A 13564-nucleotide genomic window follows, 5' to 3' on the forward strand; every position below is an offset into this window, starting at 1 on the left:
TCTACTTCTTCCCCGTCCGGGGGGTGCGGTGCTCCATGCGGCGAGCCAGCAGCGACAGCGGCACGGTGAGCAGCAGGTAGCAGAATCCGGCGACCACCAGCGGGGTCAGCCCCGCCTGGTAGATGTTGATTCCGTCGCGACCCATCTTGGTCAGCTCGGCGGCGCCGCCGGCCATGCCGACCACGAAGATCAGCGAGGAGTCCTTGGTGAGCAGGATCGCCTCATTGGTCAGCGGGGGCAGCACGATCCTGAAGGCCTGCGGGATCTGGATGGTGACCATGGCGCGCCAGGCGGGCATGCCCAGCGCGCGGGCGGCCTCCAGCTGGCCCTTGGGCACGGCCTGAAGGCCTGCCCGGAGGGTCTCTGCGATGTAGGCGCTGGCCACGATGGCCAACGCTGAACCGGCGATCTGCAGGGTGGAGAGGTTCCACCCGAAGGCCAGCGACGCACCGAAACCGAGCGCGATGAACACCAGGATCGCAGGGATGCCTCGGAAGAACTCGATGTACGCGGTGGCCAGCCACCGGTAGATCGGGAACGAGGACATCCGCATCAGCGCCAGCAGCGTTCCGCCGAGCAGACCGAAGACGAAGCCCACCACCGTGTACTGCACGGTGTTGACCAGTCCCACGGTGATGATCTCCGGGAACATCGGTCCGATGCTCTCGACGGCGAAGAAGCTGCTGCGGATCGCTGTCCAGTCGATGAGGATGGCCAGCACGATCACGACTGCAAGGAATATCCCTGCCTGGATCCCGAGGCTCAGGCGCGCTCGGTCACGGGTTGTCATTGCCATGAGGGTTATTCGTCGCCCTCGTCCTCGGTGGCCGCGTCCTCAGCGGGCTCCTCGTCGGCAGCCTCCTCGTCGGCGTCACCCTCTTCAGGAGTGTCGCCCTCGCGGAACCAGCGGTCCTCGAGCTCTTCCATACCGCCGGAGGCGTCCAGCTCGGCGAGGACCTCGTTGACCGCAGTGATCAGCTGATCGTTGCCGGTGGCCACGGCAATTCCGAGCTGCTCACCGGTGTCGATCTCCTCGATGAACTCCGACGTGTCTGATTCGCCGGCCTGGTAGCCCAGGATGGAGATGTTGCCGATTGCGGCCTCCACCTGACCTGAGTCGAGGCCCTGGATCAGCAGGCCGGAGTCGCTGTACTCGCGCACCTCATAACCCTGCTCCTGGGCGTAGTCAGCGCCGGTGGTCTCGGTCTGCACACCCACGGTGAGGCCTTCAAGGTCATCCAGCGAGCTGACTTCAGCCTCGGTGGCGGCGAGCAGGCCAAGGTTGTCGTCGAGGTAGGGCTCGGAGAAGAGCATGTTGCCCGCTCGCGCCTCGGTGATGGTCATGCCGGAGATCGCCAGGTCGCAGGTGCCGGCGTCCAGTGCCACACCGGACTGGATGCCCTCGAATCCGGTCTGCACGACCTCCAGGTCGGCGTCCAGCGCGTCGGCGATGACCTCGGCGATGTCGATGTCGAAGCCGACGACATCGCCCTCGCCGTCGTAGTACTCGAACGGCGGGTAGGGAACATCGGAGCAGACCTGCAGGGTGCCCTCGTTGTTCAGCTCGACGTCGCCGAGATCGAGGTCCACGGTGATCTCGTTCTGCGGCTCGGCCTCGAGGGTCTCGCCACCTTCTTCACTGTCGCCACAGGCGGTCAGCAGAAGCGCTGCCAGCGCGGAGGCGCCTACGGCCTTGGCCGCGGTCTTATGCTTGGGCATATTTGGATCCTTAGGTTGATCAGCTGAAACCGATGTCAGACGGTTTCCGCGATTATACGGTGATGCTGTGTTTCAGCCCTATGTCAGCCGGGCGGAAGCTTGACGGCGTGTCTTCATCGAGGGCCGTCGCGCCGTGACCTGGGATGCATGTGAGCGGGACCTGCACGTGATCCAGAACTGAACGTGACCTAGAACTGCACCAGGGCCTGGGACTTCGCGAGCACCTTGGTGCGGACGGGCTCCTGGTGCGACTGCTGATCCGGTCCGGCCTCAGTCGCAGCTTCGGTGAGCAGCTCCACGCTCAGGTCCACCCGGACCCGGCGCTGCTGCGCATCCACCGCGCCGATCTTCCCGCTGATCTGAAGCCGGGCGGTGGCGGTCTCCGGGGAGCCCGACGCGGCGTCGGGCACCGGGACCGGCTTGGTGAAGCGGGACTGATAGTCGACGACGGCGCCCGGGTCGCCCGCCCAGACGCTGACCAGGTCCACGGCGGAGCCCATGGTGAGCATGCCGTGGGCGATGACCCCGTCCAGGCCGACCTCGCGGGCGAAGCGGTCGTTCCAGTGGATCGGGTTGTGGTCCCCCGACGCGGCGGCGTAGCGGATCAGGTCCGCCCGGGAGAAGCTCAGCTCGCGGGTGCCGATCTGCTGACCCTTCTGGAGGTCTTCGAAGACTGGGGTGCTCATGCGGCATCCTCCTCGTTGCGGACCAGCAGGGTGGAGGTCACGGTGCTCCGGGCGGCGCCGTCCTCGGCGCTGATCTGCACCACGGTGGTGACCATCGCGCCGGCGCCCATGGTGCGGATCCGCTCCAGGGTGACCTGGGAGCTCAACGTGTCTCCGGCGAGGATCGGGCTGTGGTGGGTGAAGCGCTCCTCGGCGTGGACCACGCGGGAGAAGTCGATGCCGGCCTCGTCGTCGTTGATCACAGCAGCCTCGGCGCGCTGGGCGATGATCACCGCGAAGCTCGGCGGCGCGACCAGGTCGTGGTGACCCATCGCCTGGGCGGCGTCGAGGTCATGGTGCGCGGGGTGCTCGGCCTGCACCGCGAGCGCGAACTCACGGATCGCCTCACGGCTGACCTGGTACGGCGCGGCGGGAGGGTACTGGTGGCCCTGGCGGTCTGGGTTGATCATTCAGTCTTCCTTCGCTCGACGGGAGAGGATCTGAGCGGCCTGGCGTCGGCGCAGTCCGATGGCGATCAGGTGACTCAGGATGCCGACGCCCAGGAAGACCAGACCCGTGCTGCGCAGCGCGTCGGTCGTCTCCGCGGCGTCGAGCAGCGTCGCCAGCACCACCAGGATCACACCGACGGCGGTGGAGGCCATGCCCAGGACGAGGGTGACCCGGTAGGCGCGCGTCCCGCTGGTCCACGGGTCAAAGGACTGAGTGCTCACGGCGGTCAGCTTACAGGCCTCGGCGAGGCGCTCTCGAAAAACCTCACACCACCCGGTGGGGACTATGAGGCTGGTTTATCGCGACCGAAACTCGACGATCCCCTCGCGGAAACACGGCCTTGGCACAGTGGAGCCCTCACCACCGGACCCTGAATGGTCACCGCGCGGCCCAGCCCCGCGAGACGCCAGGAAGCAGGACATCGCGATGAACCCCCAGATCTCCGCCACAGCGGCGCAACGCAGAAGTCCGGCCGCCGAGACCGATGTCGCCGCGCCGACGGATCGGCTCGTCGTCGAGGAGGGCCGCTGGATCACCAACTGGCAGCCCGAGAACTCCGAGTTCTGGGATGGCCCGGGACGCCCCACCGCGCGGCGCAACCTGATCTGGAGCGTGTTCTGCGAGTTCCTCGGATTCGCCGTATGGCAGCTCTGGTCGGTCACGGTCGTATTCCTGCCCCTGGTGGGCTTCGACCTGACCACCTCCGAGCAGTTCTGGCTGGTGTCGCTGCCTCCGCTGGTCGGGGCGACCCTGCGGGTCCCCTACAGCTTCATGGTGGCGATGATCGGCGGACGCAACTGGACCATCATCTCCGCGCTGCTGCTGCTGATCCCCACCGTCGCCATGGCGCTGACCCTGGGCAACCCGGAGACGCCGAACTGGGCGCTGTTCGCCATCGCCGCGGCCGCTGGGTTCGGCGGCGGCAACTTCTCCTCCTCGATGGCCAACATCACCTACTTCTACCCGGCCAAGGAGAAGGGCGCGGCGCTGGGAGTCAACGCCGCCGGCGGCAACCTCGGCGTCGCCGTCGCCCAGTTCACCGTGCCGATCGTGGTGACCGCGTTCGCCTTCGGCGCGCTGCAGCCGAACCTGCCGGCCGCCGGGCTGTTCTGGATCCCGTTCATCCTGCTCGCCGCCTGGGGCGCTCGGAAGTACATGCACAACCTCTCTCACGCCAAGAACGACCTCAAAGGCTCGCTCTCGGCGCTGAAGGAGAAGCACCTGTGGATCATCTCGCTGATCTACATCGGGACCTTCGGCTCCTTCATGGGCTTCGGCTCGGTCTTCCCGACCCTGATCAACATCCAGTTCCCCGAGTTCTCCAGCATCCAGGTCTTCGGCGCGGCGCTCTCGCTGGCCTTCCTCGGTCCCCTGGTCGGCTCGCTGGCCCGGCCCTGCGGAGGCAGGCTCGCCGACCGGATCGGCGGCGCCCGGGTGACCATCGCCAGCTTCCTGGCGATGGCCGGGGTCACCGCCGCCGTCGTGCTGACGCTCTCGATGGCCAACTTCTGGATCTACCTGCTGCTGTTCCTGGCCCTGTTCACCCTCACCGGGGTCGCGAACGGGTCCAGCTACCGGATGATCCCGGTGGTCTTCAGGCTCTCGGTGGACCCTGCCGACCGGGTCGGACACGAGCGCAAGGCCTCCTCCGCGCTGGGTCTGATCGGCGCGATCGGCGCCTACGGCGGCTTTGCGATTCCGCAGATCCTGCGGGTGTCCAATGAGTCCACCGGCTCCTTCGACATCGCCTTCTGGGTCTTCGCCACCGGCTACGTCGCCCTGGCCGGGCTCACCTGGCTGGTCTACATGCGCCCCGGCACCGTCTTCGCCCGCGCCAACGTCTGATGCCGGCACCCCAGACCACCCGCGAGGTGAACACCCACTGCCCGTACTGCGCGCTGCAATGCGCCATGACGCTGCGGATCCCCGAGAGACCGAGCAGCGCCGAGACGGAGCAGACCCCGCCGGGCATCACGGTGGAAGGTGCCCGGTTCCCGACCAACCGGGGGCGGCTGTGCCGGAAGGGCAGCACCGCCGCGGAGCTGCTCGGCCCACGCAGCGACCGGCTCCGCTCCCCCCTGATCGCCGAGACCGACGACGACGGCGAGCGCAGCTTCCGCGCGGCCTCCTGGGAGGAGGCGCTGGACCATATCGCGGAGCGGCTGCGCAGCATCCAGGCCACCCACGGCCCAGACGCGATCGGGGTGTTCGGCTCCGGCAGCCTGACCAATGAGAAGACCTACGCGCTGGGGAAGTTCGCCAGGGTCGCGCTGGGAACCTCGCAGATCGACTACAACGGCAGGTTCTGCATGTCCTCGGCGGCGAAGGCCTCCACAGAGGTCTTCGGACTGGACCGCGGGCTTCCGTTCCCGCTCACGGACCTCGATGCCGCCTGCACCGTCCTGCTGCTGGGCTCCAACGTGGCCGACACCATGCCACCCTTCGTGCAGCACCTGGAGGGTGCTCGATCCAAGGGTGGTCTGATCGTGGTGGACCCGCGGCGCAGCTCCACCGCCGAGCTCACCGCCGACGGCGCCGGGTTCCATGTGGCTCCGACCTCCGGCGGGGACCTGGTGCTGCTGCTGGCCCTGGCCAACGTGCTCTTCGAGGAGGGTTACACCGATCAGCGCTATCTGGCGGACCGGGTCAGCGGCACCGAGGACTTCCGCCGGTCCGCGGCCGCCTGGTGGCCCGAGCGGGCTCAGGCCGCCACCGGAGTCGGCGCGGACCAGATCCGCCTCATCGCCCGTCGGCTGGGATCCGCGGCCGTGAGCGCCCGCGACGGCGGCGATCCGGTCTTCATCCTCACCGGACGCGGCGTGGAGCAGCACCGCGACGGCACCGACACCGCACGGGCCGCGATCAGCCTGGCGCTGGTCCTCGGGCTGCCCGGCGCCCGTGGAGGCTACGGCACCCTGACCGGACAGGGCAACGGGCAGGGCGGCCGGGAGATGGGGCAGAAGTCGGACCAGCTCCCGGGGCTGCGCTCGATCAGCTCCCCCACCGACCGGGCGCACATCGCCGAGGTCTGGGGCGTGGCGCCGGAATCGATCCCAGGCCCCGGGGTCCCGGCCACGCAGCTGCTGCACACCATGGGCACCCGGACTGATCAGGGCCCGGACGGGATCCGTGCGCTGCTGGTCCATGGCTCCAATGTGGCCGTCTCGGCGCCCGACACCTCCCGGGTGCTTAAGAATCTGCGGGCCCTGGACCTGCTCGTGGTGGCCGACTTCTTCCTCTCCGAGACGGCCGCCGAGGCCGACGTCGTGCTTCCGGTGCTGCAGTGGGCCGAGGAGGACGGCACCATGACCAGCCTGGAGGGGCGGCTGCTGCGCCGTCGTCGGGCCCTGGAGCCGCCGTCGGGGTGCCGCTCGGAGCTGTGGATCTTCGCGGAGCTGGCCCGGCGTCTCGGCGTGCCCACCGGCTTCTCCACCGATCCGGCGGAGGTCTTCGAGGAGATCCGTCGGGCCACCGCGGGGGCGACTGCGGACTACTCCGCGATGAGCTGGGAGCTGTTGGACGCCGGACACGCCGGCTACTGGCCGCACCCGGCAGCCGCGGAGCCGGCCGCGGAGCGTGCACATGCCGCCGGTGCTGGCAGTGCGGCCGGTGCTGGCAATGCGGCCGGGCCAGAGCGCACCAGCACCGGGGAGCCGATCATCGGGACTCCGCGGATGTTCACCGCCCGCTTCGCCCACGCCGATGGCCGGGCGACGCTGCGCGCGATCCGGCCACGCGCCCAGGCGGCACCGCACGCCGAGGAGCTCACCTTCACCACCGGACGGCTGATGGAGCACTATCAGTCGGGCAACCAGACCCGGCGGGTGCCGGCCCTGGACGCCGCGCACCCGCAGGTGACGGTGCAGATCCACCCGGCCACGGCGCGCCAGTTCGGGTTGGCCGAGGATGGCTTCGCGGTTGTGGAGAACGCGCAGGGCGCGCTGACCGCGAAGGTCGTCTTCGACGCCGGGATCCGCGCGGACACCCTCTTCTCGCCCTTCCATTTCTCCGGCCGCAGCGCCGCCAACCTGCTCACCCGGGGCCTGACCGACCCGCATTCGAAGATGCCGGAATTCAAGAACACCCCGGTCCGAATCCGTCCCGCCACTTCCACGGAGGCAGCCGCATGACTCACCCGATCCCGCACGTGCTGGTGCTCGGCTTCGGTCCGGTCGCCGCCCGGCTGATCGATGAGCTTCTCGAGGAGGTCACGATCGGTACGCTCCGGCTGACCGTGATCGGCGCCGAGACCGAGCCGGCCTACCAGCGCATCCGCATCGGGGACGTCTCGGTGGGCCGCATCCAGCCCGCCGACCTCGCCGTGACCGACCCGCGCGCGCTTCGCGAGGCCGGCGTCGACGTGCGCACCGCGGTGACCGCCACCGGTATCGACCGAGAGACTCAGCGGGTCACGCTCGATGACGGCGGCACGCTCTCCTACGACCGGCTGGTGCTGGCCACCGGCGCGGAACCGATGACGCCCAGCTTCGAGGTGGAGTCTCGCCGCGGCGGTGCCATCGACGCGGAGCTGAAGTCCCCCGGACTGCCGGAGGGGATCCTCGCCCTGCGCGAGATGGGTGATGCGCTGCGGCTGGCCGAGGTCGTGCACCGCGGCGAACCGGTCATCGTGCTCGGTGGGGGCGTGCTCGGCGTGGAGGCGGCGCTGGCCATCGCCGAGGTCGGGGCCCCGGTGACCCTGGTGCACCGAGGCAATGTGCCGATGAACCGGCAGATCGACACCGATGCCGGGATGCTGCTGCGCCGCGAGCTGATCCGTGCCGGGGTCCAGGTGCGGGCGGCGGCGGACATCACCACCGTGATCGCTGAATCAGGCCGCCTGTCTGGGGTGCGCACCTCTCTGGGCGAGAAGCTGCCCGGCTCGTTGCTGGTCACCTGCACCGGAGTCCGCGCGCGGGACCAGCTGGCCGCCGCCTCCGGACTGCCCACCCGCTGGGGAGTGCTGACCGACCAGGCGTGCCGCAGCGTGACCGACCCACTGATCTACGCGATCGGTGACTGCGCCACCGTGGATGGGAAGGTCTCCGCGGGACTGATCGCGCCGGGGTGGGAGCACGCTGCGACCGTCGCACAGGCCCTGCGTGGGGACCTCGGGCTGGAGCAGATCATCGAGCGCGATGCCGCCGGAGCCCCGGTGCACCTGACGGCCCACAAGGGCCTGGACGTGATCCTGTTGAAGTCCCACACGCTCAACGTCGCCTGCGCCGGAACCACCGATGTGGACCCCTGGGATCCCGACTCGCCCACCGTCTCCACCTGGTCAGATCCGAAGGGCGGTCAATACCTGCGCATCGTCTCGGATGAGGACCGGCTGCTCGGCTTCGTCGCGGTCGGAATGCCGCGCTCGGCCGCTGAACTGGCCATCCATGCCGGACGAGGCACCATCCCGGTGACCGACCGCACCGCGCTGCTGGCGGCCGAGCACGCCACCCGCGAGGCGCAGCTCGGCGCGCAGGACGTGCTGTGCAGGTGCGCCGGCACCACCCTCGCCCAGGTGCAGGACGCGGCCGCCTGCTCATCCACCGTGGCGGAGGTCGGGGCGGCCTGCCGCGCCGGCACCGGCTGCGGCACCTGTCATGTGCGCATCGAGAAGCTGCTCAGCGCCGAGGCCAGGCAGCTCCCGACGGCGGTGCACGCCTGAGCGGAGCGCGCGGAGAACCAGGTCGAGCAATGTGCGAGGTCGGACAGTGAGCCTGGTCAGGCAGTGAGCCTGGTCAGGCGGTGAGCCCGGTCAGGCGGTGAGCCCGGTGAGACGGCGAGCAGGGTCAGACCGCGAGCCGGTACCCGCGCTTGACCACGGTGCTCACCAGACCGCTGACCGGCAGCGATTTGCGCAGCCGGGAGACCCACATCTCCAGGGCATGCTCGGAATCGCACTGGACCAGCACCTGCATCAGATGCTCCCGGGAGAGCACCGCCCCCTCGGCCTTGACCAGCGCCCGCATCAGCGACAACGGCCCCGGCGGCAGACGCACCGCCTGGTCGGTGAGCTGGGGGAGGCGCACCTCGGAGCCGCGCATCTCGACAGGTCCGTGCCGGGTGGTGATGCGCAGCGTCTGATGTTCCTCGAGGTGGTCACAGACCAGCTTGATCATCGCGCCCAGGCGCCAGCGCGAGGGGATGATCGGGCTGAGCCCCGCATCGTAGAGGGGTCCTGCGGTCACAGCGCCCACGGCCACCGAGACCACGTCGCCGCGCAGCGCTGCGACCAGCGCCTCCGACCTTCCGTACTGACGGGCCACCGAGAGGAACGCCTCCACTGCAGGGGCTGCGGTGAAGGTGATCAGGTCGAGCTGTCGTTCGATCACCGCGTCGATCATGCGCAGCAGGTCCGAGTCTTCATCGGGCCTGGTCCAGGTATAGGGCAGCACGGTGACCACCCTGGCGCCAGCCGCCTGGAGCCGGTGGATCTGCGAATCATCACTGGCCCCGTGCTGCTGCAGCGCCACGGTCTTGTCCCTCACGTCACGGGTCAGCAGCATGTCCACCACGGTCGCGGTGCGCTCGTCCTCGGCGGAGCCGTCGTCATCGAGGCCCGCAGCCCGCACCGCACCGCGCGCCTTGGGACCGCGCACCAGGATGGTCGCCTGCTCCAGGGCGTCGAAGAGCTCCGCGCCCAGACCATAGGCGTCCGCGGCCTCGAACCAGCGGCGCATCCCGTAGGCGGTGGTGATGACCGCGAAGTCCGGTGCCGCGTCGATCACCCGGCGGGTGTCCTGCTGCAGGGTCACAGATTCGGTCAGCGCGACGATCCGCAGCGCAGGGGCGTGCATGACTTCGGCCCCGCGCCGCTGAAACGCGCAGATGAGGTCCTCGCTGCGTCTGTCTGAGGTGACCCCGATCCGGAAGCCCGCCAAGGTCTGCGGCACCGCCGAAGCGGTCTCGGGCGCAGTCCTGACGGCAGACCCGCCATTGCCGCCGGCGGGGAGAGGGGCGTCGGAGGAGGTGATTGCGGTCATCAGAGCACCGCCCCGGCCATGGCGCGGATGACCTGTTCCCCGGCGACCGCCGGAGAGGAGTCGGTGTCGCTGCGGGCCTCGCCGGAGCAGGGCTCAGTCGCCGCCAGCCGGACCACCTCCCCGATCACCAGCACTGCCGGCGAGCGCAGCCTGGCTTCGGCCGCGACCCCGAGGATCTCGCCGAGCGGGGCGATGAGCACCCGCTGATCGGCGCTGAAGCCGCGCTCCACGATCCCCACCGGGGTCTCTCCGGCGAGCCCGTGGCGCTGCAGCCCGGCCATGGTGTGTCCCAGCGTGCCCACACCCATCAGGATCACCGCGGTGCCGCCCAGAGCGGCCAGGCCGGAGAGCTCCTGCTCGCTGAGCGGGTCGTGTCCGGAGATCACGGTGAAGGACTTCGAGACGTTGCGGGCGGTGACCGGGATCCCTGCCGCGGCGGGCACGGCGATCGCCGAGGTGATCCCCGGGACCACCGTCACCGGGATGCCGGCGTCACGGCATGCGGCGACCTCCTCGCAGCCGCGTCCGAAGACGAACGGGTCACCGCCCTTGAGCCGGACCACGCGTCGACCGCTGCGCGCGGCGTCGGTCATCATCGCCTGGATGTCCTCCTGGGCGACCCGGTGATGTCCGGGACGCTTGCCGACGTCGTAGAGCTCGGCCGCCGGGGCCCACTCGCGCAGACCCTCGGTGGGCGCGAGCCGATCGTAGAAGACGACGTCGGCGATCGCCAACGCGTCACGGGCTCGCACGGTCATCAGGTCGGCGGCTCCAGGGCCGCCTCCGATCAGTGTCACCTCTCCCAGAACCATCATGACCTTCCCTCCGCGGCTGCCAGGTTGTTGGGGACGGGGACGCCCGGGCGGGCCTCCCCCGGCTCCTGATGCGCGCCTGCCCGGGCGGCGTCTTCTCGGACCATCTCCTCGCGCACCGGGATGCGCGGCCCGGTGAGCAGCACCGGACCCTCCCCTGCCGCGGCGTCGAGCTTCTCCTGTTCGGTGGCCGGGCGGCGCTGTCCGCGCTCGATCACGTAGGCCAGTCCGGTGTCCGGGGCGTCCGGGGCGTTGACGAAGCTGCGGAATCGGCGCAGCCGTTCCGGGTCGCGCAGCGTCGCGGCCCATTCGTCCTCGTAGCCATCTACGTGTCTGGCCATGGCCGCTTCGAGGTCTTCTCCGATGCCCAGGGAGTCTTTGACCACCACGTCATGGACGTGGTCGACGCCCCCGGGCAGCTCCTCGATCCAGCGCGCGGTGCGCTGGAGCCGGTCTGCGGTGCGCACGTAGTACATGACGTAGCGGTCGATGTAACGCAGCAGCGTCGGGTCGTCGAGGTCCTTGGCCAGCAGCTGTCCGTGGGCCGGGGTGGCCCCGCCGTTGCCGCCGACGTACATGTTCCAGCCGTCGCTGGTGGCGATCACGCCGACGTCCTTCGCGCGGGCCTCCGCGCACTCGCGGGCGCATCCGGAGACGCCGAACTTCATCTTGTGCGGCGAGCGCAGTCCGCGGTACCGGTTCTCCAGCCGGATGCCCATGGCCACCGAGTCCTGGACCCCGTAGCGGCACCAGCTGGAGCCCACGCAGGACTTCACGTTGCGCAGCGCCTTGCCATAGGCCTGACCGGATTCGAATCCGGCGTCGACCAGGCGGCGCCAGATCTGCGGCAGCTGCTCCAGCCGGGCGCCGAACATGTCAACCCGCTGGGCCGCGGAGATCTTGGTATAGAGGTCGAAGTCGGCCGCGACCTCGGCGATCACCTTGAGCTTCTGCGGGGTGATCTCCCCGCCGGGGATCCGCGGCATCACCGAGTAGGTGCCGTCCTTCTGCATGTTCGCCAGGGCCCGGTCATTGGTGTCCTGCAGCGTGCCGCGACCGGCTTCGAGGATGTACTCGGCGCCGTGCTGGGCGGCCAGGATCGAGGCCACGACCGGTTTGCAGATGTCGCAGCCGAGGTTGAGCTGCGCGTCGGCGGGGGTTCCGAACCGGGCGACGATCTCGGTGAAGCTGGTCAGCTGGGTGGCCCGCACGGCTTCGAAGAGCTCGGCGCGGGAGTGGCCGAAGTGCTCGCAGAGCGCCTTGGAGACGTCGAACCCCAGAGAGAGCATCTGCTTCTCCATGATCTTCTTCGCCATCGGGATGCAGGAGCCGCACTGGGTGCCGACCCTGGTGCAGCTCTTCATCGCGGCCATGTCGGTGCAGCCGGGGGTGGTCCCGTCGCCGGTGACGGCGGATCGGATCTGTCCCGCGCAGATGTCCTTGCAGGAGCAGACCTGGGCGTCGTCAGGCAGCTCCAGGTCCAGCTCTCCGCCACCGGCGGCGGAGAGGAACGCGCCGGGGGCGGCCGGCAGCTCACGGCCCAGCAGCGGGCGCAGCGAGGAATAGGGGCTGGCGTCACCGACGAAGACCCCGCCGAGCAGGGTGGTGGCGTCGTCGGTGACCACGATCTTCTGATAGATGCCGCCGACGGCGTCGGCGTAGACGACCTCGAGCGCGCCGGGGGTCTCGGCGAAGGCGTCTCCGAAGGAGGCCACGTCCATGCCGGCGAGCTTGAGCTTCGCGGCGGTGTCGAACCCGACGAACGAGGCTGCTCCCCCGCTGAGCCGGTCCGCGACCACCTCGGCCATCGCATTGGCCGGAGCGACCAGGCCCATGGAGATGCCCTGGTAGCTCGCGACCTCTCCGATGGCCCAGATCTTCGACGCCGAGGTGGCACAGGTCTCGTCGATGACCACGCCTCCGCGCTCGGCGCAGTCGATTCCTGCCGCAGCGGCGAGCTCGTCGCGGGCGGTGATGCCGATGGCGGCGACGACCAGGTCCGCGGGCAGGTCGGGGCCCTGCGCGAACTCCAGCGTATAGCGGCTCTGCTCTGGTCCTGCCTCTGGGTCCACGGCCATCCGGGTGGGCCGGTGGCCGAGTTGGAGCCGGTAGCCCTCCTGCTGAAGCAGCCGGTTCAGGGTGCGGCCGCCGAACTCGTCCACCTGGGCGTTCATCAGCCAGGGGCGGGAATGCACCACCGTGACCTCGGCACCGAGGCCCTTGAGCCCGCCAGCCGCCTCCAGGCCGAGCAGGCCGCCGCCGATCACCGCGCAGCGGGCCGGACGGCCCAGCTCGGCGCTGAGCTCGGCGGCGCGCTGCCGGAGCCAGTCGACGTCGTCCAGGGTTCGGTAGACCGCGATGTGCTCGCTGCCCTCGATCGGTGGCCTGGGCGCGGAGGATCCGGTGGCGAGCACCAGCTCGTCGAAGCCGTACACCTCACCGGCCGCCGTGCGCAGCGTCTGGGCCTGCGCGTCAACCTGGGTCACCGCGGTGGCGGTGTGCAGCTGGACCCGGGGATCGGCCCAGAGCGCCGGGTCCCCCAGCAGCAGCTCATCGTCGAACTGCGCGAAGCGTCGGGACAGCGCCACCCGGTCATAGGGGGCCGACGCTTCCTCGGTGAACACGCTGATCCGGAGACCGACGGGGTCCCGGGCGATGAGGGCCTCGGTCAGCCGGTGGGCGGCGGGGCCGCCTCCGACGACGGCGATATGCCGCTCGGTCCCGGCCGGGGCCGAGTGTGGGGTTGCGTCCATGGGAGTTCACCTTCGCGGTAGCCGATGAGTGCGATCTGCCTTCACGTCGATCTGGCGGAGGTCTTCGGTGTTCGATAGGGGTGCGCCGGACCGTCGAGGGTTCGCCCCAGCCTAGGAACACGCGATTT

General features: G+C 69.7%; 11 protein-coding genes. 3 read left to right on the top strand and 8 right to left on the bottom strand.

Annotated features, from left to right (window positions below; genetic code table 11):
• Position 1: 1 nt before the first annotated feature.
• From LTH93_RS07720 to LTH93_RS07740, 5 genes are all read right to left on the bottom strand, one after another.
• Complete coding sequence (locus LTH93_RS07720) at positions 2 to 796, bottom strand: amino acid ABC transporter permease (protein ID WP_241465414.1); 795 nt, start codon at positions 794 to 796, stop codon at positions 2 to 4.
• 5 nt (positions 797 to 801) lie between these two features.
• Positions 802 to 1719 (bottom strand): ABC transporter substrate-binding protein, encoded by a 918-nt coding sequence (locus LTH93_RS07725; protein ID WP_241470586.1) that lies wholly within the window; start codon positions 1717 to 1719, stop codon positions 802 to 804.
• A gap of 188 nt (positions 1720 to 1907) precedes the next feature.
• On the bottom strand, positions 1908 to 2405 hold the full coding sequence (locus LTH93_RS07730) for a MaoC/PaaZ C-terminal domain-containing protein (protein ID WP_241465416.1): 498 nt from the start codon (positions 2403 to 2405) through the stop codon (positions 1908 to 1910).
• Complete coding sequence (locus LTH93_RS07735) at positions 2402 to 2854, bottom strand: FAS1-like dehydratase domain-containing protein (protein WP_241470587.1); 453 nt, start codon at positions 2852 to 2854, stop codon at positions 2402 to 2404. Before LTH93_RS07735 ends, LTH93_RS07730 begins: the two co-directional genes overlap by 4 nt.
• On the bottom strand, positions 2855 to 3115 hold the full coding sequence (locus tag LTH93_RS07740; protein WP_241465418.1) for a hypothetical protein: 261 nt from the start codon (positions 3113 to 3115) through the stop codon (positions 2855 to 2857).
• 205 nt (positions 3116 to 3320) lie between these two features.
• Between LTH93_RS07740 and LTH93_RS07745 the strand changes: the two genes are divergently transcribed.
• The 3 genes from LTH93_RS07745 to LTH93_RS07755 are packed head-to-tail and all read left to right on the top strand — an operon-like array spanning position 3321 to position 8553.
• A complete protein-coding gene (locus LTH93_RS07745; RefSeq protein WP_241470588.1) occupies positions 3321 to 4739 on the top strand; it encodes an MFS transporter in 1419 nt (472 codons plus the stop codon).
• Positions 4739 to 7024 carry a molybdopterin oxidoreductase family protein gene (locus LTH93_RS07750; RefSeq protein ID WP_241470589.1) on the top strand — a complete coding sequence of 762 codons (2286 nt, stop codon included), beginning with the start codon at positions 4739 to 4741 and terminating at the stop codon, positions 7022 to 7024. Before LTH93_RS07745 ends, LTH93_RS07750 begins: the two co-directional genes overlap by 1 nt.
• Positions 7021 to 8553, top strand: coding sequence for an FAD-dependent oxidoreductase (locus LTH93_RS07755; protein ID WP_241470590.1), 1533 nt, complete (start codon positions 7021 to 7023; stop codon positions 8551 to 8553). Before LTH93_RS07750 ends, LTH93_RS07755 begins: the two co-directional genes overlap by 4 nt.
• A 124-nt stretch (positions 8554 to 8677) precedes the next feature.
• Here the strand turns inward: LTH93_RS07755 and LTH93_RS07760 are convergent, their stop codons facing one another.
• From LTH93_RS07760 to nirB, 3 genes are read right to left on the bottom strand one after another with little or no spacing between them, the layout of a single operon-like run.
• The gene (locus LTH93_RS07760) at positions 8678 to 9871 is read right to left on the bottom strand and encodes a uroporphyrinogen-III synthase (RefSeq protein WP_241465422.1); all 1194 of its coding nucleotides are present in this window, start codon (positions 9869 to 9871) and stop codon (positions 8678 to 8680) included.
• A complete protein-coding gene (gene cobA, locus LTH93_RS07765) occupies positions 9871 to 10686 on the bottom strand; it encodes a uroporphyrinogen-III C-methyltransferase (protein WP_241465423.1) in 816 nt (271 codons plus the stop codon). Before cobA ends, LTH93_RS07760 begins: the two co-directional genes overlap by 1 nt.
• Positions 10683 to 13436 carry a nitrite reductase large subunit NirB gene (gene nirB / locus LTH93_RS07770; RefSeq protein WP_241470591.1) on the bottom strand — a complete coding sequence of 918 codons (2754 nt, stop codon included), beginning with the start codon at positions 13434 to 13436 and terminating at the stop codon, positions 10683 to 10685. Before nirB ends, cobA begins: the two co-directional genes overlap by 4 nt.
• Between the last annotated feature and the right edge of the window lie 128 nt (positions 13437 to 13564).

The sequence above is a fragment of the Nesterenkonia sp. DZ6 genome (assembly GCF_022565835.1).
Lineage (GTDB): Bacteria > Actinomycetota > Actinomycetes > Actinomycetales > Micrococcaceae > Nesterenkonia.